This is a genomic window from Plantibacter sp. RU18 (genome assembly GCF_050613355.1).
Classification (GTDB): Bacteria; Actinomycetota; Actinomycetes; order Actinomycetales; family Microbacteriaceae; genus Plantibacter.
On the sequence record NZ_CP159618.1, the window covers coordinates 1029081 to 1048399 of the forward strand.

The following is a 19319-nucleotide window of genomic DNA, read 5'->3' on the forward strand; positions in this document are numbered from 1 at the left end:
CAGATTCAGCTCGTACAGAAAACTTCCGCGGTTCGTGCTCTATCGGTAGATGAGGCGAAGGAACTTCGAGCTGCACTCGCCGCACACGACCGGCGAAACGCGCGGCACGGAGAACATGGCGTCGAACGGCAGGAACGGCCGAAGAGCCACAGCTCCAACAGGAAACTCCATGCCCAGACAGCGAACTTCGGTTGACCGATCATCATGAGGCCGATCGGCGCCGTCGCGGCGAGGGCGACGAGCGAGAAGGAGCGAATCGACATCGAGACGTAGAGGAAGAGTGCGGCCAGCACCATGATGGCGAGGATGAGGAAGACCACCGTGTACTGGCCGATGACCGCGTTCGGAGCGAGCTTGGCCGTGGTCATGGCTCGGGCGATCGCGCCATCGTCGGTCGGGACGGCCACGTCAGCGACCACGCGGTACCCGAACATGCGCAGCAGCGCGTTGCCGAGGCTCTGGTCCTGGATGGTTGCCACGAGCGCGTCTGTCGTCTCGCCGCCGTACGTCACGAACGGCCTCATCACGTAGACAGCGGCGACGCTGGACGGCACCGCGACAACGAGGCCGACTGCGACCTGCGCGATCCGCCGGCCGTCTCGCATGATCGCCGCTGGTGCGAGCTGGAAGCAGGCGACGATGGAAATGACAAGTCCCATCGTCGCGACCCAGAACCAGAACTGCCCGTCGGCGATGGTCCAGCTGGACTCGCCTGGGGCGGCTGCCGATGAAGGCATTTGCGAGCATGTCGGTCATGAAGTCGCCGAGGCCGATGATGCCGCCACCGACGAACCGGGCAGCCGACTCCTGAGCCATGCAGGGGATGTCGGCTGGCCCGCAGCCGAACTGAGGCACTCCGAAGTCGTCGGTGCGGAAGCCGGTCATACGAGCTGCAACCCGATGCCGAAGTTGATGAGTGCGGTGGTTCCGGCCGCAATTGCGGCGGCCGAGACCGAGCAGAGAACGCCGGCGATCCCAACCGACTTCAGCGTTCCGTTCTTGATGAGCCAACCGAGCGCGATGCAGGCGGCAGCGAGGAGCACGCCGATGCCGCAGAGGATGAGGACGACGAAGAGCATGTTGCCCGCGAGGTCCTGGATCGCCTTTGATCCGATGCCAGCCTTTGGCGTGATGTCGGGGATCGTCTTCAGGAGAAACCCGCCGAGATCCGCAGCCCGCATGGACATGATGATCTGATCGGTCATGATGCTCACTCTGCGCGGACCGGGACGGAGAGGGTCAGCGGGTCACGCTGGGAGGGAACATCGACGACGAGATCCAGCGTGGATACACCGAACGGCACGTAATAGGCGAGCGCGAAGCTCGTGCTCAAGTGATTCGGCAGGGACCAGTTGCGACCTCGCCCTTGCGCGCCAACCGGTCCCTATGGGACGCCTGCATCGGCCGCGAAGTCCGGTCCCTCGTTGGTGTCCAGTTCGGCCGTATCGCCGAGGCCGGCCCAGCTCGTCTCTCGGACGGTGAGGCCGCTGGGGTCGAGTTCGCCGAAGGGGATGAACCCGTCGAGCGCCACCTGGATGACGACCACGAAGCTGCCGGCCGGAAAGCGATCCGTTCCGCCGGGCTGGCGCAGGCGGCCAGAGTCTTGGGTCGTCACGTAACTGCCGAGTTCGTAGACGGCGACGCCAAGATCTGAGGTGGCCGCGCGGGCGACTGGCTCTTGATCCGGAGCGGCGTGGGAGAGGTCTGTTCGGTCTGTGGATGAGGCTGTGGCCTGGGGTGCAGTGTCGGCATCGACGCACCCGGTCAGAGTAATGGTCCCGACGGCAAGCAGTCCTACAAGCAGCGGTCGCCGCATCGATCCTCCCGGGAGTTCGCGAGGACGCTGTCGCCCTCGTTGGTTCTTGCGGACGAGGCGCGCGATCGGCGGACTCGGGAGGGCCGACGAAGCTCGCAGCCGCGTGCCCTTCCGGCAGCTGCTGATGGCGAAGCGCGAACCGTTCAGAAGCCCCTCGGACGACGAGATTTGCTCATCAGCTGACGACACTCGACGCGCGCACGCGTGAGTATCGCCGACGATGATCGCTTTCGCTCAGATTGTTACCGAACGCTCACGAACGTTGCACTAAACACTCACTGTGTGTTTCGGTATATGTGACAACTAAGACATGGGGGGATGTCAAATGAAGTTGAAACCAATCCATCGGATTCGCGACTATGGCAACGTGGAAGTAAAGCGGTCTCGCTTGCGAAGGGCTGCGATAGGGTCTCTAATCGGTGTCGCCATGGCGGTATCCGCGGCATCGGTGGCAAACGCTGCGCAGTACACGTACGCAAATAATGTTTCGTCATCCGAACAGCAGGTATTCGATTCCGGAAACCAGGCGAGCATCGTTGGCGGAACCGCCGTGGTGGAGGCTTTCTCTGCAGATGGTGGAGGTGTGGTCGTCTACTTGGAGACATATCGGCCGGCTCCGGGATATCAGACAATCGGCTTCAGCTCGGGGGGGGGGGGGGGGCGGTGAGACGAGTCTCAGTCATCAGGCTGCCGCAAATGCTCACCAGCAGTGCTACTGGGACTACCCGTACGGTTCCGGCAACATCGGAACGCTCAAGATGACCTGCAGCTCGTTCTAGCCGATACTGCAAGATAGGAACAATTCACAATGCGCAAGTTCTTCACTACTGCCACCATTGGAGCGACCGCAGTACTCGCTCTTACCGCTGCCACGCCAGCTTGGTCGGCGAACACCACAGCGATCTCAGATGTCGCACCCATACTCGCGACCGCGCAGACGGCGTCAGACCTGCCACCGGCCGTGGTGGATCTCGGTGCGATTGGCGGCATCGATGCCGATACGGTCCGGTCTCTAGGAAGTGACGAGATCGCCAGCTACTGGATCGGGCAAACCTCGAACTCCGATATCTGCCTCATCACGCACATTCGCGGCGGAAATGAGGTCGCGAGTTCGTCATGCCGCACGATCCCTGAGTTCAATCTCATGGGCCTGGGCTTGATCACGGGCGAGGGCTCAGATGACCCGTCACGGTCGGCAGAGGCCTACTACCTCCCTTCAGACATTTCCTTGTCTGAGATCGGAGCGCCGGTGCAGGCCGACGTCAATGGTAGAGCTTCGACAGACGGGGCGTTCACCTCCGGCCGGCCAGGTTCGCTTGACCTGGACGAAGCTGATGTAAAGCGGGCTGACGGATCGACATTCCGGTTCCAGCCACTCTCTCTGCCAGGCGAGAAGGCTGCTTCGTGACCGACCGTCACACAGGCTCTCGCTCTGTTTCGTCTCGGCGTCTCGCGATCGGCTCAGTCCTCGCAGGTGCGGTCGGCATTGCGGCCCTGTGCTTGAGCGCACCTGCGGCGCATGCGGCATCGACGCTCTACGCGAACGACGCGCGCATCAATTCCGGGGATGTCTTGGATTCTGGGACACGTCCCTCAGTCTCCGGCGGGAGCGTCAATGTCTCGGTCTCGGTGGGACAGCAGTCGATCACGAACTACTACGATCGCCCCGGATACACGGTGCTAAGTGAGAACGTCACCGCCGCTGGCACCCAGGCATTCACCTCCCGCTCTCCGGCATCCCCAAACGCGAAGAGTAAATGCTCCTGGTGGGTGAGCGTCGGAGGTTACGCAGACATAACGTGTTCAGTGAGTGACTAGTTGGAATTCGAGACGCGAGAGAAGATTGAAGGTCACTATGAATAAGGTTCTGTGGTTGCTCGGCGGATTTGTCGTCAGCGTCCTATGTGTTCTTCTTGTCGGCGTGCTGTCGATTCAGATCATCGGGTTGTCTGGAGGCGCAGTCTTCGGACTGGATAATAGTCTTGTGGGCGTGACGGCGCCTAGTCCGGGCTTGCTTCAGCTGCTTGCGATAGCGGCCGTGAGTGCTGCGGTCCTGTGTCTCTTGACGCTGGCCATCACGAAACAACAGTTGGCTTCACAAGTTGCATTCAGACTTGGGTTCGTAGTCGGTGCATCGATCCAGATCGTAGCAAGCGTTGTTCTCCTGATGCAGCGATTCGAGATCGTAGACCTGAATGAAGGGCCGGCACCCTGGGTGGAAGGCTGGCTGGCGAGGGGCGGTTCGGAATCCGCCGTGCACGTCGTGTTCCTTATCGCGATGTACGTGCTAATCACGTCAGGCATTTTGCTCAGACGGGGGTACGTCAATCGCTCGAACAAAGAGATGGGCCAGCCCAGGTCGAATGTGACGTCTCCCGCACGCTGACCGGATCTCGAGTCGTCAACGCATTGCGGCGTGAACCGTTCGCACTCGATGATCTGCTCAGACATTGAGCTTCGAACGGTCGCCGCTCCAGTGTCCTGCTAAAGCCTCCAGAGGAATGCAAGTCCTTACTGCATTCCTCTGGGGGTTTTGGTTTGTTGTATCGGTCTGAACCGGTCACAGAGGGTCGGGAGGCTGGCTTTGGTAGGGCGAATGGATTCTTGATCGCCAACGAACCATGAATCTCGCTAACGGACCTTGTTCCTCCGACGGTAGGGAGTTATGTCGAAGGTCGGACCGGCTAGGGTCTGCACCGAACGTTGGCGCCGAGCGACGTGCCGGACGTAGAACGTTGCGTTGATCGCGACGGCGGCCCATATGGCGGCGAGAGTCAGTGCCAGTCTCGAGGCGTCTTGGTATGAATCGTTCATCAGAATCGCGGTTCGGAACGTCGAGACGATGACCTGGGCGATGACCAAGCCGCCCCAGCGGCTGAGGATCACCACCACGAGCACAATCGCCAGGAACGGTAGCGGGAGCATGAACATCCAGCCGCGTACCTTCATCGGTCAGCCCAGGTCATGCAGTCGACGCTAGGCGGGGGAGAGGGTCCACTTCTCGCTCGGAGTCAGATACGGCGCCATCCCGACCAATCTTGTCGCGTCGGTCAAGGCGCCGGCTGCGGCCAAAGCGACCGTGCGAGCGCCGACTCCGTTGGAGGTGCAGGAACTCCGAGCAGCACTAGCGAGGCATGACCAACGGGAAGCGCGGAGCGACTCAGTTCGCGACCTCGCTGACGTCGGCGACATGCTCCTCGGAACCGGCGCCCGGATCGGCGAGGTGCTGGCGCTGCGGTGGGACGACATCGACTTCACCGAGCGTGCGGTGTCGATCACGGCCACCGTCGTGCGCGGTGACGACGGGCTGATGAGACAAGAGACGCCCAAGTCTGCGAGCTCCAATCGACGGTTGAAGCTCCCGGACTTCACGCTGCACATGCTGGAGCGCCGACACCAGACTGCTGAACACGAGTGGGTCTTCCCCTCACCCGAAGGCGCGCCACAGTGGCCCGAGAACATTCGTCGCCGATGGTCGGAGGCTGTCGCGGGGACAAGTTTTGAGTGGACGACGACGAAGTCTTGCCGCAAGGCAGTTGGAACGCTTCTTGGCGCCGCTGGTGGGAAGGACCAGTTGGGACATCACGACGAATCGGTGACGCGAAAGCACTATGTGCAGCAGTCGATTGACAGACCGGATCAGTCTGACACCATTCAACAGCTCGGGCGCTAAGAGTAGGGTCTCCTCATTGACCCGGGAAGCTGCTCCTAACGTAAATGCGCACGAGTGTCTTACGCCGATGCTCCCTCCTTCTCTGCACAGTCGTGTGGGAGGTCGCATTGCTATTGTTGATCTACGTTGAGCGCTACTTCCCCCGCCTGACTCATCGCAGCCGGATTCGGTATCGATGGGTTTGTATGCGCTCAGAACACAATGGAAGATTGGATCCCCCATGGCACAGAAGGTTGTTACCACGCTCGTCGATGATCTCGACGGTTCCGAGCTGAAGCAAGGTGAAGGCAAGACGGTTGCCTTCGCGCTGGACGGCTCGACCTACGAGATTGACCTGTCTGAGAAGAAGGAGAAGGCGATGCGCGAGGCGCTGGAGCCTTACTTGAAGGCGGCCCGCAGCACGTCGCGAGCGAAGGCTTCAGGTTCCGCGAGCTCCACTCGGAGCAACAAAGAGGAGCTTGCCGCGGCACGCAGCTGGCTTCGCGCCAACGGTCACGACGTTTCTGACCGCGGTCGGATTCCGGGTGCGCTTCTCGAGAAGTTCCGCGCAGCTGCGAAGTAGTCTCCTGCAGCGCTGGGCGCCTCGCCGTCGCGGGGTGCCCGGCGTCAATGCGAGGCGGACCAGAAGCTGACGCGCACCGTGTCGTAACTGGTTTTCGCTCGGGACAGTATGGTTGGGCTGAATTATGTCTCCCCGCATGGCGGGTCGGCGAGACCCAGCCAACTAGCAATGGAGGGGCATCCGATGGCTGAGCGCTCCGCAGCCGACATCGATAGAGCTCACGCTGAGCGAGCCATCCAAGAGGCGTTGAAGTCCACCACAAACGCTCGGGTTGGTACTGTCCTTGCACGTGGTGGCATTGTTCTGGCGACGGGCCACAAAGGCGAGCGCGACGGCCTCCACGCCGAGCAGGTTGCGCTAATCAAGGCGGCGGAACAAGGCCAGGACGTTCGCGGCGCGACGCTCTATACAACCTTGGAACCATGCGCTAACTCGCGTACGAAGCGAGTCCCGTGTGCCGAGCTGATAGCTTCCGCCGGCATCTCGGAGGTCCACATTGGAACCTACGATCCGAATCCGCAGGTCTACCGACTCGGATGGAAGCATCTTCGAGATCGCAGCGTGAAGCTGAGAGATTTCCCGGGAGACCTTCGAGAGCGAGCAATCAAAGCAGGCGAGAACTTCACCAAGGTTTTCACCGAGGGCTCCGGTATGAGCGCGGGCGCCAAGTTTGATTTCACGCAGAACGGCGGACGCTTCACGATCTCCGTGGACGACTCGCAAGCGTCGCCTGCCTGGGAGACACGCTGGAGCAATTGAGGCGCACAAGCCATCTACATGTACGGCGTACATCCCGGTGTCGTCGCTCACGCGCGCTACGCGAATCGGTTCGACGAGGTCGATGATCCAGATGCACTCGACTACGGGGGCCACTCTCCGAAGATCGAGATTGGGTCTATCGGGGTCATGCGGAACGATTCCGGACACGTGCTCTGTAAAGTCACCGCGATCGAGCCGACCGCCGACTACGGCGGAACGGGACACGTGTCGGTCACCATCGAGTGGGAGATTCGATTGCGCGAGCTTGAGGATTCGACGGCAGGATCCTGAGTGAGTCGGCCGGGCCCAGAGCTGCACGAGCGTGCGGACGGTGCCGCCATCGGCGACATGCGACGACCGCTGCGGAACCGAGTTCTGTCGAAATAACGACGAATAAACTGCAAGGCGTCAGAAACAAGCAGCTGCGCGCTCGCGTCGTCCAATCCGCAATTCAGGGGCCTGACCAGGTATTTGGAGCGGATGACGGGAATCGAACCCGCGCTATCAGCTTGGGAAGCTGAAGTTCTACCATTGAACTACATCCGCGTGGCGCCGGAGCGTCCTGAGTAATCGTACATGAACGAGCGGGCGCCTCGACAAGCTCGGCGAGTGTGCGACGTGCTTCCCCCTCGGGCGGCTCAGGGAGCGGCGGCGGACGCGGGGCTCGTTCCCTGAGCTTGTCGGAGGCGGGTCAGGTGGACGAGCCTCACCGTGAGCAAGGTGGCTCGCCAGCTGCGTGATCGCCTGCGTGATCGCAGCGAAGAGTGGGTGAACGCCACATGGTCGGCGTCGTGAACGCGCGGTTAGTCTCGGCGCACGACAGACGGGACGGACACCATGAGACTCCAGCGACGCGGCGACGCGAACCACGAGTGGGCACTGTACGGCGGGAAGGGCGTGCTGGACGTCGAGTGGTACTTCCGTGACACGACGGCACTGCCGAGTTCGGTGATGCTGTACCACCTGGAGCCCGGGACGGAGGAAGGTGAGCACCTCCACCTCGAAGGCGACGACGACAGCTGCTCGACGCACAGTTCCGACGAACTCTATGTGGTGGTGCGCGGCGAGGTCATCGTGACCGTCGACGGCGAGCGCGAGGTACTGCGATCCGGCGACGCCGTCTACGCCCCGCACGGCAGCCGGCACGGCGTCGCGAACGAATCGGATGCGCCCGCCGAGCTCATCCTCGTCTTCGGACCGCCGAAGCCGGATGCGCGAACGGTCGTCGCCGGCCCGCACTGAGAACCTGTACTGATTGCCGGAGCCTGTGTGGGCACCTCGACAGGCTCGGTGGGCGGGGTGGCTCGGTGGGCGGGGATGGCTGGGTGGGCGGGGCGAACGCCCCTGACTACTGCGCCGCGTAGCGGTACTGCGCGCCGGTGTGCTCGTCGGGGAGGCGGTCGCCACGTCCGTGGAGCTTGTGGCGGAGGCTGCCCTCGACGTACTCCTCCGGGTACGCGCCCCGGCGGCGGAGCTCGGGGATGACGTACTCGACGATGTCCTCGAAGGTGCCGGGCGTGATCGCGTAGGCGAGGTTGAAGCCGTCGACGTCGGTCTCCTCCACCCACTCCTGCAGGGTGTCGGCGATCTCCGACGGGCTTCCGACGATACGCGGACCGAGTCCACCGATCGCGCTCATGCGGGCGATGTCGCCGACCTTGAACTCGCCGCCGTCCTCGTTCGCCGCCTGGTAGTTCGCGACGGCCGACTGGATGGCGTTGCTCTTCACGTTGCCGATCGGCTCATCCGGGTCGTACTCCGACAGGTCGATGCCCATCCACCCGGACATGAACACGAGCGCCCCCTCGCGCGAGGCGTACTGCAGGTAGTCGGCCTCCTTGGCGTGGGCCTTCTCGCTCGTCTCGTCGGTCACGATCGTGAGGAGTGTGTAGATCTTCGCGGAGTACCGGTCGCGACCGGCGGCCTCGAGCGCATCGCGGATGCGACCGACGGTGGCCTTCAGACCCGCCTTGGTCGACGCGCCGACGAAGATCGCCTCGGCGTTGCCCGCGGCGAACTGGATACCCCGCGGAGAGGCACCCGCCTGGTAGATGACCGGGGTGCGCTGCGTGGACGGTTCGGACAGGTGGATGCCCGGCACCGTGAAGTGCTTGCCGGCATGACCGATCTCGTGCACCTTCGTCGGGTCGGTGAAGACCCCGGTCTCACGGTTGCGCACGACGGCGTCGTCCTCCCAGGAGCCTTCCCAGAGCTTGTAGAGGACCTCGAGGTACTCGTCGGCGACGTCGTAGCGCTCATCGTGTTCGAGCTGGTCGTCGTGGCCCATGTTGCGTGCCGCGCTCGGCAGGTAGCCGGTGACGACGTTCCAGCCGACCCGGCCTTTCGTCAGGTGGTCGAGCGTCGACATGCGGCGGGCGAACGGATACGGGTGTTCGTACGCCGTGCCCGCCGTGATGCCGAAGCCGAGGTGCTTCGTCACGGCGGCCATCGCGGAGACGAGGAGGATCGGGTCGTTCACGGGCACCTGTGCGCCGTTGCGGATGGCTGCCTCGTTGCTGTTGCCGTAGACGTCGTAGGTGCCCAGCACGTCGGCGATGAAGATGCCGTCGAACGCACCCTTCTCCAGCAGCTGCGCGAGGTCGGTCCAGTAGGACAGATCCTTGTAGCTGGCCGAGCGGTCGTCGGGATGACGCCACATCCCCGAAGCCTGGTGGGCGACGCAGTTCATGTCGAAAGCGTTGAAACGGATCTGTCGGGTCATAGCGTCGATCCTGCATGAGGAGCCCTGAATTCGTGCTGGGGATCGGACCTCGCCGTAACAGAACGACATGTTCGACGCCGTGACCCGTCCTGTGACCGCCTGCGCTGCGCGTGCGCGGCCGATGAGACGGTTCAGGCGACCCGGTCCACGACCTTCGGTGGCCGTGCAGCAGACGTCAGGAACGACGCGAGCACGACGACGGCGAGCACGACGATCATCGCGCCACGGAGACCGAAGTGTTCGCCGAGGAAGCCGAGGAGCGGCGGGCCGACGAGGAACGCGACGTAGCCGGCGGATGCGACGGCACCGACGGTCGTCGTCGGGTCGTCGCTCTCACCGGCAGCGGAGATCGTGACGGGGAACCCGAGGGCGGCGCCGAGTCCCCAGAGGAGGACTGCCAGCCCGGCCACCACGACGTTGTCGGAGAACACGACGAGCGCGATGCCGAGCGCCGAGACGAGGGCGCTGACCCGGAGGACGTTCGCTTTGCCGAAGCGGGCGATCAACGGCTCACCCGAGAATCGTCCGATCGTCATCGCGAGGGCGAACCCGGCGAACACGATCGACCCGACCGCTGCGGTCGTCCCGTGTCCGTCCACCATGATGAGCGGCAGCCAGTCGCCGGCCGCCCCCTCCGCGAGCGCGAGCGCGAGGACGATCAGCCCGAGGAAGATCACCCGCTGCTGCTTCCAGACCGAGAGTTGCGCGCGGAGTCCTGGAGTGCCGTCGACCCCTGCCTGCTGCCGACCGGTCGTGGCCGGGATCTTGGGGATCGCCCAGATCAGGGCGAGGAGCGCGATGGCGGCGACCACGAGCAGGTGGATCCACACCGGGAACGCGAGCGCCGTGAGCGCGATGCCGGCGACGGCACCGATGACGGAGCCGAGGCTGTAACACCCGTGCAGCACCGGCAGGATGGAGCGGCCGGAGATGTGTTCGATGGCCGCGCCCTCGATGTTGATCGCGATCTCCGCAAGTCCGAACCCGAGGCCGATGCCGATGAGGCCGAGGAACACGCCGACGCCCTGTCCGGCGCCCGCCATGAGGGCGAGCAGCGCGAGTCCCGTGACGAACGCGGTGCCGCCGATGATGATCGGCCTGCGGGCGCCGAAGCGACGCACGAGGGCGGCCGAACTCAGGATGCCGGTCATCGACCCGACGGAGATGCCGAAGAGGATGAGGCCCATCTCGGCGGTGCTCGCATGGACGAGGTCGCGGACGGCCGGTGTGCGGACGATGAACGAGGACAGCCCGATGCCGACGGTGAGCATGAACACGAAGATCGCCGCTCGGCGACGGCGCAGTGGTGCGCTCAGTTCTGGTCGGGGTGTCGCTGGTCGGGGTGTCGCCTGTCGGGCGCGGGCACTCATGCGTCGAGCCTAGGGTGCTTCGCGGCCGCCCCCGTCAAGCAAGGCGTACCTGCGTCTTGGGGCCGCCGCCTGCTGGGCGGGGGAGTCCGGCGGCGAGCGCAGACGGAACGTCGTCGAGCGCGATGACCGTCCCGATGAGACGGCGAGCCTGCTCGTCCAGTTCCAGCAGGAGCGATGCGGCCTCATCGATGTGGGCGGAGCCTCCGAGCACGGCGTGCACGGTCGCATCGAGCGGGATGAGCCGGTTGGTGGGCAGACCGACATCCTCCCCCGGTACGCCGAGCAGGGCGATCCGTACGCCGGGGGCGGCGTCGTCGAGCAGTCGGCGTGTGACCTCGGGTGAGCCGGTCGCTTCGATGATGACGTCGTAGCGTGACGATGAGGCCGGTTGCTGCGCCGCTTGCGGCAGGTGAGCGTGCCCGAGCTCTGCGGGATCGATCGCTCGCAGGCCGAACGACTCGACGAAACGTCGATCCGATTCGCGCCGGGCGACGACTCCGACCGTGGCGCCGGTGCGGGCAGCGAACAGCGCGGCGAGCATACCGAGCGTTCCGGCACCCCAGACGAGCACCCGATCGTCGGCGGAGACGCCGGTGACGCGCACCCCGCGCAGTGAACACGAGGCCGGTTCGATCAGGGCGCCGAGATCGACGCCGAGACCGTCGGGGAGACGATGCACGGCGCGTGCCGGCACGACGAGGTACTCGCCGAGAGCGCCCTCGGACTTTCCGAGCACCCCCAGCTCGACGTGGGTCTCGCACAGGTGATGGCGGCCGGCGCGGCAGAACGTGCACGCGTCGCAGCCGATGAACGTGTCGCCCGTGACGAGGTCTCCCGGCTGCAGCGCGGCGGTGTCGGGCGCATTGGTGTCGGGTGTGGTGGTGTCTGGCCGGCCGGGTCCCGTGCTCGCAGCTCCGAGGGTCACCACTTCGCCGGCCCACTCGTGTCCGGGTTGCACCGGATACCGCGTGCGGCCGTCGACGAGGTACGGCATCGTGCCTCGGAACAGACCCACATCGGTACCGCACAGACCTGCCCGCACGATCCGGATGAGCACCTCCCCGACCTCCGGCACGGGAGTCGGGCGCTCGACGACGTCGGCAGTGTCCGGGGCGGTGAGTCGGATGGCTCTCATGAGGTCCTCTGCGTCGGCGTTGACGGTGATGGTGGCTGCTGAGTAGGGCGTGCGTGGGCGCACGCCCGTGGCCGATCGTTCGTGGTCCATTGTCCGTGATCCGGAGTGCGTGATGGGGTGGGCGGTCAGCCGGTTTCGACGAGTTCGGGCCGCGTCTCGTAGTGCCGACCATCGGGTGCTTTCCAGCTCAGGGTTCCGGCGCGCCCGTGTTCGAGATGCCAGCCGGGTTGGTGCTTGAGTCGGTGGTGGTGTCGGCAGAGGCAGGCGAGGTTGTCGGCCGCGGTCGTTCCGCCGTGTTGCCAGGCGACGGTGTGATCGAGGTCGCAGCCCCGCGCCCGTCGGCCACAGCCTGGTGCTCGGCAGGTGGTGTCTCTCAGCCGGACGGCTCGTTGCAGGTCTGCCGGTACGCGGTATTGCTCTCGACCGACGGAGAGGACGGCACCGGTTTCCGGGTGGGTGAGGATTCGTGTCATCGATGGTGCGGTGATGGCGAGGCGTGCGGCGGTGTCGGGATCGATGGGGCCGTAACTGTCGAGGCTGCTGGGCTCGTCCGAGACGCCGAGCAGTGACAGGACGGGAACGGTGAGCTGCACGGTGGCGCGGATGTGGGCCTGGACCTCGGTGGGGCGCTCGATGAGTGTCGTCCCGAGCGATGCGTTGCTCGTGCCGCGAGGCCGTGCGGAGCCGGGCAGCCAGGCGACCTCGCCGGAGGTGGCCGGGTCGGTGGGGATCGGGCCGCCATCGGTGCTGACGGTGCCCGCGATGGCGAGCGACGCGAGCGCGTCGGCGCGCAGTTGCGCGATCGTGCGGGTGTCGCCCTCCGAGCGTGCGGGGATTGCGAGGGTGTCGAGGCGGGACAGGATCGCCTGCGCGACAGGTGCGGTGGTGAACAGGTGTACCCAGGCCATCCCGTCTGCTGCGGGTTCGAGTTCCACTCGGCGGTCTCTGGTGGAGCGCACCGTGCGGGCGGTGATCGATTCGGGATGCAACCGCTCGCGCAGGACACGGGCGCGGTGCTTCAGACGGGCCGGCGTGGAACGGGCGGCGATGGGCAGGACGTGTTCGAGGAATGTGGGGCGGCCCTCGGCCGGGACGTCGCGGAGTTGATCGGTGATGACGCGGGTGTGCGCGGCGCTGATCGTGCCGTGTCCGAGGGCGTCGAGCACGGTGGGTGCGTCGTGGACGAGGGCTTCGGCGTCGGCGATGCGGCGCTGCAGCGTGGGTTCCGAGGTGTGGGTCGCCATCGCGAGTGATGCGCACATCGAGCGCCTGGCCAGCGCTTCCGCCTCCGCCGGAGCGACGGCGGACGAGGTCAGGAGCGACGCCGTTGCCTCGGCGTAGGCTGCGGCCTCGGCGAGGAGTCGGGACTCAGCGGCGTCCAGGGCGGCGCGCTGCCGCGTGAGTTCCACGAACCGGCCGGTGTACGAGGCGACCCGCGCAGCGTGTGCGTCGTGCGGGTGCTCGCGGATCGGTTCGGTCGTGGTCATGGATCCAGTCCACCATGGACCACTGACATTCGAGATGGTCAGTGTGTGGGTGGGCGGCACCTCGTCAGGCTCAGCGGGCGGGGGAGCGGGCCCAACAGCGGGAGTGCGCTCGTCGACACGACCATGCACCGTACGATTGCCGGGTGGGGTTGCGTTCGATGTTGGGTCAGCTTGCCGGCGGTGTCAGCGGCTCGGTGCCCGAGGGGGCTGTGGAGGCGCGTTCCGCACGCATGTACGCGGAGCGGCCCGTCCGCGAAGTGCTCGAGCTCGCCGGCCGGATCGGGGAGTCGATGCTCTCGCTCGGTGCCGCCGCCGCCGAGGTCACCGACGCCATTCGACGGGTCTGTCGTGCCTTCGACCTCGAATGCCAGGTCGACCTCACATTCACTTCGATCCTCATCGCCCACGACGGTTCGGAGCAGTCCCCAGGAGTGACCGTGCTGCGTGTCGTCGCAGCCCCGGCCGCCGACTACGACCGCCTGGCGAACGTCGTCCTCCTCGCCGACGCCATGACCGCGCGCTCGGCACCGATCATGACGGTCACGGAGGCCGCCCCGGAGGACGAGACGCAGATCCGCGACGAACTGCACCGCCGCCTCGGCGACGCCCATCGGGAGCTCGACCGCATCATGACCACGCGGCGGACCTACCGCCGAGGCATCATCACGGCGCTGTTGTCCATCATGGCCGCGGCTGTCGCCGTACTGCTGGGTGGCGGAGTGGTCTCGATGCTGCTCGCGGCGGCGACGACGGCGATCATCGACAGTGCCTCCAGGGCCCTCAGTGCTCTGAAACTGCCGGTGTTCTTCCTCCAACTCGCGGGTGCCGCCATCGCGACGACGGTCGCCGTGCTCATCTCGATCCTCAGCCCCTACGTGCCCGCCGACCTGTCGGCGCTCCCGCCCGCGCTCGTCGTCGCGTCCGGAATCGTGGTCCTGCTCGCCGGGGCGTCCTTGGTTGGGGCTGCGGACGACGCGCTCAACGGGTTCCCGGTCACGGCGAGTGGACGCCTGGTCGAAGTCCTGCTCCTCACGATCGGCATCGTCGTCGGCATCGGTGGTGTCCTCGATCTCGCGCGTCGACTCGGTGTGTCGCTCATTCTCATCGACCTACCGGTCAGCCCATGGCCGGTCGCGGCGCAGATCGTCGGGGCGGCGGTCGCGTCGGCGGCCTGGGCGATGGCGTCCTACGCGTCGTTCCGGACCGCCTGCTTCGCCGGCGCCACCGGTGCACTCGCGTTCACCGTTTTCGCGCTCGCCACGGGCGGCGGCGCAGCACCCGCAGCGGCCAGCGCGCTCGCCGCGCTCATCATCGGGTTCGTGGCGGAGGCACTCGCCCCGCGATTGCGGATCCCTGCCATCATCCTGACGATCTGCGGCATCGTCCCGCTGCTGCCCGGTCTCGCCATCTACCGCGGCATGCTCGCTCTGGTGAACGGCGACGACGGAGCGGCCGGATTCGAGCTGCTGCTGCAGGCGAGCCTGACCGGCCTCGCGCTGGCGGCCGGCGTCACGCTCGGCGAGATCCTCGCCCGTCGATCCGGTGTCTCCCACCGGGTGCTCCTTCCCGGGTACATCCGGCGCTCACGGAGGACCCTGACGACGAAAGCCGCCCGGCCCCGCACGACGACCTCTGAATGACGAGGTCCCGCGCGAGCCGGACGGCTCGGTCGATCTGGGTCGTGCTAGCCCGACGGGTTCTCGACGGGGTCGCCCTCGGAGTCGGTGCCCGTCTCCGGGTCGACCTCCTCGGGCGAGGGAACGGACTCCGTCACGGCGTCCGAGTCCTTGTGTGCGGGCGGGGGTCCTGGGCGGGGTCCGTCACTTGACATCTTCACGCCATCCTTCCCCGGTCTGTCCCTGCGTCTCGACGAGGGTCTTGTAGTTCTTCAGGTCCTTCTTGATGGCGTGGTTGTCGACGCCGAGCGCCGATCCGAGGTGTTCGAGGAGACCCTTCGGCTCCCAGTCCAACTGCACGGTGACGCGGGTCTGTGCTTCGGAGAGCCGGTGGAACGTCACGACGCCGGCGTGGTCGACCTCGCCGCCGGTGCTCGTCCAGGCGACGCGCTCGTCCGGGTGCTGTTCGGTGATCTCGGCCTCGAAGGTGCGGGACTGGCCGGCGACCTTCACGGTCCACTCGGTGAGGACGTCGGTGACCTGTGTGATCGACTCGACCTCGTCGAGGAACTTCGGGAAGTCCTCGAATCGGGTCCACTGGTTGTACGCGACGGAGACGGGAACGTCGACGTCGATGGTTTCGATGACCTGGGTCATGTCGGAGCCATCCTCTCTGGTTCTACGGTGTCTGCGTGGGTCTCGTCCGGACACCCCGGACGTGTCTGCGACGGTACGCGCGCAAGCTGCGTTTCGAGAGGCCTCGTCAGGCGTCCCGCAACCTGTTACCCTGCCAGTGCTCGACCGCCGGCGTCAGATGACGAAGCGGTAGCCCATGCCGGCCTCGGTCAGCAGGTGGCGCGGATTGGCGGGCTCCGGTTCGAGCTTCTTGCGGAGCTGCGCGATGTAGAGACGCAGATAGCCCGTGTCCGTCACGTGCGTCGGACCCCAGATCTCCGTGAGCAGCATCTGCCGCGTCACGAGCTTGCCGCTGTGCCGGAGGAGGAGTTCGAGCACCTGCCATTCCGTCGGCGTGAGGCGGACCGCCACGGGTGCAGAGCCGTTCGTCTGCCGGACGACCTGTTTCGCGGCGAGGTCGATCACGACGTCACCGAGCCGCACCGTCGGATCCACTGCCGTCTCCGCCCCGGGGACCCGCCGGGTGAGTGCACGGATGCGCGCGAGCAGCTCGTCGATCGCGAACGGCTTCGTCACGTAGTCGTCGGCACCGGCGTCGAGCGCCTCCACTTTGTCGGTCGACCCGGCACGACCGGAGACGACGAGGATCGGGGCGTCCGTCCAGCCGCGGAGACCCGCGATCACCTCGCGGCCGTCGAGTCCAGGCATGCCGAGGTCGAGGAGGTAGAGGTCCGGGCGGTGCTCGATGGCGGCGTTCAACGCGGCAGTACCGTCCTCTGCGGTGAGGATGTCGTAGCCGCGTGCCGTCAGCGTGATCCGCAGCGCCCGGAGGATCTGCGGATCGTCGTCGGCGATCAAGATCTTCACCCTGCTGCTCCGTCCTCGGTCGGCAGCGAGACCACCATCGTGAGGCCGCCGCCCGGAGTGTCCTCCGGTTCGAGTGTGCCACCCATGCCCTCGATGAACCCCTTCGACAGGGCCAGCCCGAGGCCGAGGCCGGTGAGGTTGTCGGTGTCGCCGAGTCGCTGGAAAGGCACGAAGACGTCCTCGCGGCGCTCGGGGGCGATCCCCGGACCATGATCGACGATGCGGATCTCCACCGTTCCCCGGAAGGTACTCGTCGAGATGCGCACCGGCGTGCCCTCGGGGGTGAAGCGCTGCGCGTTCGTCAGGAGGTTCACGATCACGCGTTGCAGCAGCCCGGCGTCCGCGAGCACGGCGGGGAGCTGTGGATCGAGGTCGAGTTCGACGTCGTCCGGCCCGATGCCGAGCTCGTCGAAGGCGGGCAGGATCGCGTCCTCGACGTCGATACCGGCCACGGTCACCGCAAGGACACCGGCCTGCAGGCGGCTCACGTCGAGCAGGTTGGTGACGAGCGACGCGAGGGTGCTCAGGCTGTCGTCGGCGGTCTCGAGGAGGTCGTCGCGATCGGTCGGCGTCAGCTCGACGTCGGTCGCGCGCAGGCCGGTGACGGCGGCGGTGGCTGCGGCAAGCGGTCGGCGCAGGTCGTGGCTCACCGCGGAGAGCAGCGCGCTGCGCACCCGATCGGTCGCGGCAAGCGGGCCGACCTCCTCGGCGGTGGCGCGCAGATCGGTGTGTTCGAGTGAGGCGTCGAGCTGGGTCGCGATCACCGCGAGCAGCCTGCGGTCGGCCGCCGCGAGCACCCCGCCATGGAGTTCGAGGACTGCGCGCGAGCCGATCGCCACCGACGTGAAGTCGCCGCCGCGCACCGGTTCGCCGTCGACCGCCAGCACCCGGTCGCCCGCCACCAGCCGCACGCCGGCGAGCGAGAACGCTTCGCGGGTCCGGCTCACGAGCGCCTGCAGGGCCCCCTCGCCACGGAGGACGCTGCCAGCGATCGTCGCGAGCAGCTCCGACTCCGCAGCCGCTCGCCTCGCAGTCCGAGCACGCCGTGCGGAGAGGTCCACCACCGCACTCACGATCACGGCGATCACCACGTAGAGCACGAGGGCGACGAGGTGTGCCGGATCATCGATCGTCACCGTGTACAGCGGCTGGACGAACACGAAGTCGAGCGTGAGGCCCGACAGGACCGCCGCGAACACGGCAGGCCAGAACCCGCCGATGAGTGCGACGACCACCACCAGGAGTTGGTAGGCGAGGACCTCGCTCGTGATCGACTGATCCGTGCGGGTCAGCAGCAACAGCCAGGTGACGAGCGGCCCGCCGAGCAGTGCGGCGACGAAGCCCGTGATGCGTCGTCGGACGCTCAACGCGCCGCCGAGCCTCGGCAGCCGGAACCGGCCACCGGCCGCCGCATGGTTGACGATGTGGACGTCGATGTTGCCCGATTCCCGGACGACTGTCGAGCCGATCCCCGGCCCTGTGACGGCGGCAGCGAGACGGCTCCGGCGACTGACACCGATGACGAGCTGCGTCGCGTTCGCCGCCTTCGCGAAGTCGACGAGCGCGCGCGGGACGTCGTCGCCGACGACCTGGTGGAACGTCCCGCCGAGGGTGTCGACGAGCGCGCGCTGCTCGGCCAGTGCGCCGGGGTTCGAGGCGCGCAGGCCGTCGTGCGTCGTGACGTGTACCGCGAGCAGTTCTCCGCCGGACGACCTCGCGGCGATGCGCGCGCCACGGCGCAACAGCGTCTCGCCTTCCGGCCCGCCGGTCAGGGCGACGACGACGCGCTCGCGGGCTTCCCAGGTGCTGTCGATGCCGTGCTCCGCGCGGTAGTCCCGGAGCGCCGAGTCGACCTCGTCCGCCAGCCACAGGAGCGCGAGTTCGCGGAGTGCGGTGAGGTTGCCGAGCTGGAAGTAGTTCGACAGTGCGGCGTCGATGCGCTCGGCCGGGTACACACGGCCGTCGGCGAGGCGATCGCGGAGCGCCTGAGGAGCGAGATCGATGAGCTCGATCTGGTCGGCGGCGCGCAGCACGGCGTCGGGGATCGTCTCCCGTTGCGGCACGCCCGTGATCTGCCGTACGACATCGTTGAGCGATTCGATGTGCTGGATGTTGACGGTCGACAGCACGGAGATCCCCGCTGACAGCAGGGTCTCGACGTCCTGCCACCGCTTCTCGTGCGCGGGTCCCGCGTCAGACGCGGCCCCTGGCGCGTTCGTGTGGGCGAGCTCGTCGACGAGTGCGAGCGCCGGCCGGCGAGCGAGGACGGCCTCGAGGTCCATCTCGTCGAGGACGACACCGCGGTGCTCCACTGCCCGGCGCGGAACCGTCTCGAGACCGTCGGTCAGTGACGCCGTCGCAGCCCGGCCGTGGGTCTCGACGATCGCCACGACGACGTCGACACCCTCCGCCCGGAGGCGGTGGCCCTCTTCGAGCATCGCGAAGGTCTTCCCGACGCCGGGAGCCGCGCCGAGCAGCACGCGAAGGCGTCCCCGTCGCATGTCAGCGGTCCTCGTGGTGGCATGCAGGCGCAGTCGTCATGTGCAGTCCACCGTGCATGTCAGTGATCCTCTCGGCGGGACGCAGGCAGAGGCGTCATGTGCAGGCGCAGCGTGCACGTGCATGTGCATGTGCATGTGCAGTCCATTGTGCCGGTGCGCGTGCCGGACGCGCATC

21 protein-coding genes and 1 tRNA gene are annotated in these 19319 nt (G+C 66.4%); 8 read left to right on the plus strand and 14 right to left on the minus strand.

Annotation, left to right across the window (positions count from 1 at the left end; all coding sequences use genetic code 11):
• Window positions 1-5 precede the first annotated feature (5 nt).
• The 4 genes from ABMA10_RS04980 to ABMA10_RS04995 all read right to left on the minus strand — a co-directional run bounded on the left by ABMA10_RS04980 (window position 6) and on the right by ABMA10_RS04995 (window position 1615).
• The gene (locus tag ABMA10_RS04980) at window positions 6-737 is read right to left on the minus strand and encodes a hypothetical protein (protein ID WP_431031268.1); all 732 of its coding nucleotides are present in this window, start codon (window positions 735-737) and stop codon (window positions 6-8) included.
• 144 nt (window positions 738-881) lie between these two features.
• Entirely contained in the window at window positions 882-1205 is a 324-nt protein-coding gene (locus ABMA10_RS04985) for a hypothetical protein (RefSeq protein WP_347867607.1), read from the minus strand.
• Between the two features lie 5 nt (window positions 1206-1210).
• On the minus strand, window positions 1211-1333 hold the full coding sequence (locus tag ABMA10_RS04990; RefSeq protein WP_347867606.1) for a hypothetical protein: 123 nt from the start codon (window positions 1331-1333) through the stop codon (window positions 1211-1213).
• A gap of 51 nt (window positions 1334-1384) precedes the next feature.
• Entirely contained in the window at window positions 1385-1615 is a 231-nt protein-coding gene (locus ABMA10_RS04995) for a hypothetical protein (protein ID WP_347867605.1), read from the minus strand.
• 1009 nt (window positions 1616-2624) lie between these two features.
• Here ABMA10_RS04995 and ABMA10_RS05000 point away from each other — a divergent pair.
• Together ABMA10_RS05000 and ABMA10_RS05005 are read left to right on the plus strand one after the other, a co-directional pair.
• Entirely contained in the window at window positions 2625-3224 is a 600-nt protein-coding gene (locus tag ABMA10_RS05000) for a hypothetical protein (protein ID WP_347867604.1), read from the plus strand.
• A 447-nt stretch (window positions 3225-3671) separates the two neighbouring features.
• Window positions 3672-4202: a hypothetical protein gene (locus ABMA10_RS05005; protein WP_347867603.1), complete on the plus strand. Its 531-nt coding sequence runs from the start codon at window positions 3672-3674 to the stop codon at window positions 4200-4202.
• Window positions 4203-4447: 245 nt separating this feature from the next.
• On the opposite strand, the gene ABMA10_RS05010 is transcribed toward ABMA10_RS05005, so the two are convergent.
• The gene (locus ABMA10_RS05010) at window positions 4448-4765 is read right to left on the minus strand and encodes a hypothetical protein (protein WP_347867602.1); all 318 of its coding nucleotides are present in this window, start codon (window positions 4763-4765) and stop codon (window positions 4448-4450) included.
• A 154-nt stretch (window positions 4766-4919) separates the two neighbouring features.
• On the opposite strand from ABMA10_RS05010, the gene ABMA10_RS05015 reads away from it, so the two are divergent.
• From ABMA10_RS05015 to ABMA10_RS05030, 4 genes are all read left to right on the plus strand, one after another.
• The gene (locus tag ABMA10_RS05015; RefSeq protein ID WP_431031269.1) at window positions 4920-5489 is read left to right on the plus strand and encodes a site-specific integrase; all 570 of its coding nucleotides are present in this window, start codon (window positions 4920-4922) and stop codon (window positions 5487-5489) included.
• A 220-nt stretch (window positions 5490-5709) separates the two neighbouring features.
• Window positions 5710-6051, plus strand: coding sequence for a histone-like nucleoid-structuring protein Lsr2 (locus ABMA10_RS05020; RefSeq protein ID WP_431031270.1), 342 nt, complete (start codon window positions 5710-5712; stop codon window positions 6049-6051).
• 183 nt (window positions 6052-6234) lie between these two features.
• Window positions 6235-6810 (plus strand): deaminase, encoded by a 576-nt coding sequence (locus tag ABMA10_RS05025; RefSeq protein ID WP_347867599.1) that lies wholly within the window; start codon window positions 6235-6237, stop codon window positions 6808-6810.
• A gap of 18 nt (window positions 6811-6828) precedes the next feature.
• A complete protein-coding gene (locus tag ABMA10_RS05030) occupies window positions 6829-7101 on the plus strand; it encodes a hypothetical protein (protein WP_347867598.1) in 273 nt (90 codons plus the stop codon).
• Window positions 7102-7282: 181 nt separating this feature from the next.
• Here ABMA10_RS05030 and ABMA10_RS05035 read toward each other — a convergent pair.
• A tRNA-Gly gene (locus ABMA10_RS05035) sits at window positions 7283-7356 on the minus strand.
• Window positions 7357-7647: 291 nt separating this feature from the next.
• On the opposite strand from ABMA10_RS05035, the gene ABMA10_RS05040 reads away from it, so the two are divergent.
• On the plus strand, window positions 7648-8052 hold the full coding sequence (locus tag ABMA10_RS05040; protein WP_347867597.1) for a cupin domain-containing protein: 405 nt from the start codon (window positions 7648-7650) through the stop codon (window positions 8050-8052).
• Window positions 8053-8158: 106 nt separating this feature from the next.
• On the opposite strand, the gene ABMA10_RS05045 is transcribed toward ABMA10_RS05040, so the two are convergent.
• The 4 genes from ABMA10_RS05045 to ABMA10_RS05060 all read right to left on the minus strand — a co-directional run bounded on the left by ABMA10_RS05045 (window position 8159) and on the right by ABMA10_RS05060 (window position 13524).
• Entirely contained in the window at window positions 8159-9532 is a 1374-nt protein-coding gene (locus tag ABMA10_RS05045; RefSeq protein ID WP_347867596.1) for an LLM class flavin-dependent oxidoreductase, read from the minus strand.
• 131 nt (window positions 9533-9663) lie between these two features.
• A complete protein-coding gene (locus ABMA10_RS05050) occupies window positions 9664-10902 on the minus strand; it encodes an MFS transporter (protein ID WP_347867595.1) in 1239 nt (412 codons plus the stop codon).
• 34 nt (window positions 10903-10936) lie between these two features.
• Entirely contained in the window at window positions 10937-12127 is a 1191-nt protein-coding gene (locus ABMA10_RS05055; protein ID WP_347867594.1) for a zinc-dependent alcohol dehydrogenase, read from the minus strand.
• A 35-nt stretch (window positions 12128-12162) separates the two neighbouring features.
• Window positions 12163-13524 (minus strand): HNH endonuclease signature motif containing protein, encoded by a 1362-nt coding sequence (locus ABMA10_RS05060; protein WP_347867593.1) that lies wholly within the window; start codon window positions 13522-13524, stop codon window positions 12163-12165.
• A 158-nt stretch (window positions 13525-13682) separates the two neighbouring features.
• Between ABMA10_RS05060 and ABMA10_RS05065 the strand changes: the two genes are divergently transcribed.
• Window positions 13683-15164, plus strand: a complete 1482-nt coding sequence (locus tag ABMA10_RS05065) for a threonine/serine ThrE exporter family protein (RefSeq protein ID WP_431031271.1) — start codon at window positions 13683-13685, stop codon at window positions 15162-15164.
• A gap of 44 nt (window positions 15165-15208) precedes the next feature.
• On the opposite strand, the gene ABMA10_RS05070 is transcribed toward ABMA10_RS05065, so the two are convergent.
• The 4 genes from ABMA10_RS05070 to ABMA10_RS05085 all read right to left on the minus strand — a co-directional run bounded on the left by ABMA10_RS05070 (window position 15209) and on the right by ABMA10_RS05085 (window position 19144).
• Window positions 15209-15355 (minus strand): hypothetical protein, encoded by a 147-nt coding sequence (locus tag ABMA10_RS05070; RefSeq protein WP_431031272.1) that lies wholly within the window; start codon window positions 15353-15355, stop codon window positions 15209-15211.
• Window positions 15345-15797, minus strand: coding sequence for an SRPBCC family protein (locus ABMA10_RS05075; RefSeq protein WP_347867591.1), 453 nt, complete (start codon window positions 15795-15797; stop codon window positions 15345-15347). The genes ABMA10_RS05070 and ABMA10_RS05075 overlap by 11 nt, the downstream gene beginning before the upstream one ends.
• A gap of 153 nt (window positions 15798-15950) precedes the next feature.
• Window positions 15951-16643, minus strand: coding sequence for a response regulator transcription factor (locus tag ABMA10_RS05080; protein ID WP_347867590.1), 693 nt, complete (start codon window positions 16641-16643; stop codon window positions 15951-15953).
• Window positions 16640-19144, minus strand: a complete 2505-nt coding sequence (locus ABMA10_RS05085) for a DUF4118 domain-containing protein (RefSeq protein ID WP_431031273.1) — start codon at window positions 19142-19144, stop codon at window positions 16640-16642. The genes ABMA10_RS05080 and ABMA10_RS05085 overlap by 4 nt, the downstream gene beginning before the upstream one ends.
• Between the last annotated feature and the right edge of the window lie 175 nt (window positions 19145-19319).

What these genes read in the sequence shown, in the direction of transcription:
- ABMA10_RS04980 (WP_431031268.1), bottom strand. Translation starts at nt 737, where the DNA reads ATGCCTTCATCGGCAGCCGCCCCAGGCGAGTCCAGCTGGACCATCGCC.
- ABMA10_RS04985 (WP_347867607.1), bottom strand. Translation starts at nt 1,205, where the DNA reads ATGACCGATCAGATCATCATGTCCATGCGGGCTGCGGATCTCGGCGGG.
- ABMA10_RS05000 (WP_347867604.1), top strand. Translation starts at nt 2,625, where the DNA reads ATGCGCAAGTTCTTCACTACTGCCACCATTGGAGCGACCGCAGTACTC.
- ABMA10_RS05005 (WP_347867603.1), top strand. Translation starts at nt 3,672, where the DNA reads ATGAATAAGGTTCTGTGGTTGCTCGGCGGATTTGTCGTCAGCGTCCTA.
- ABMA10_RS05010 (WP_347867602.1), bottom strand. Translation starts at nt 4,765, where the DNA reads ATGAAGGTACGCGGCTGGATGTTCATGCTCCCGCTACCGTTCCTGGCG.
- ABMA10_RS05020 (WP_431031270.1), top strand. Translation starts at nt 5,710, where the DNA reads ATGGCACAGAAGGTTGTTACCACGCTCGTCGATGATCTCGACGGTTCC.
- ABMA10_RS05025 (WP_347867599.1), top strand. Translation starts at nt 6,235, where the DNA reads ATGGCTGAGCGCTCCGCAGCCGACATCGATAGAGCTCACGCTGAGCGA.
- ABMA10_RS05030 (WP_347867598.1), top strand. Translation starts at nt 6,829, where the DNA reads ATGTACGGCGTACATCCCGGTGTCGTCGCTCACGCGCGCTACGCGAAT.
- ABMA10_RS05040 (WP_347867597.1), top strand. Translation starts at nt 7,648, where the DNA reads ATGAGACTCCAGCGACGCGGCGACGCGAACCACGAGTGGGCACTGTAC.
- ABMA10_RS05045 (WP_347867596.1), bottom strand. Translation starts at nt 9,532, where the DNA reads ATGACCCGACAGATCCGTTTCAACGCTTTCGACATGAACTGCGTCGCC.
- ABMA10_RS05050 (WP_347867595.1), bottom strand. Translation starts at nt 10,902, where the DNA reads ATGAGTGCCCGCGCCCGACAGGCGACACCCCGACCAGCGACACCCCGA.
- ABMA10_RS05055 (WP_347867594.1), bottom strand. Translation starts at nt 12,127, where the DNA reads ATGGACCACGAACGATCGGCCACGGGCGTGCGCCCACGCACGCCCTAC.
- ABMA10_RS05060 (WP_347867593.1), bottom strand. Translation starts at nt 13,524, where the DNA reads ATGACCACGACCGAACCGATCCGCGAGCACCCGCACGACGCACACGCT.
- ABMA10_RS05065 (WP_431031271.1), top strand. Translation starts at nt 13,683, where the DNA reads ATGTTGGGTCAGCTTGCCGGCGGTGTCAGCGGCTCGGTGCCCGAGGGG.
- ABMA10_RS05070 (WP_431031272.1), bottom strand. Translation starts at nt 15,355, where the DNA reads ATGTCAAGTGACGGACCCCGCCCAGGACCCCCGCCCGCACACAAGGAC.
- ABMA10_RS05075 (WP_347867591.1), bottom strand. Translation starts at nt 15,797, where the DNA reads ATGACCCAGGTCATCGAAACCATCGACGTCGACGTTCCCGTCTCCGTC.
- ABMA10_RS05085 (WP_431031273.1), bottom strand. Translation starts at nt 19,144, where the DNA reads ATGCGACGGGGACGCCTTCGCGTGCTGCTCGGCGCGGCTCCCGGCGTC.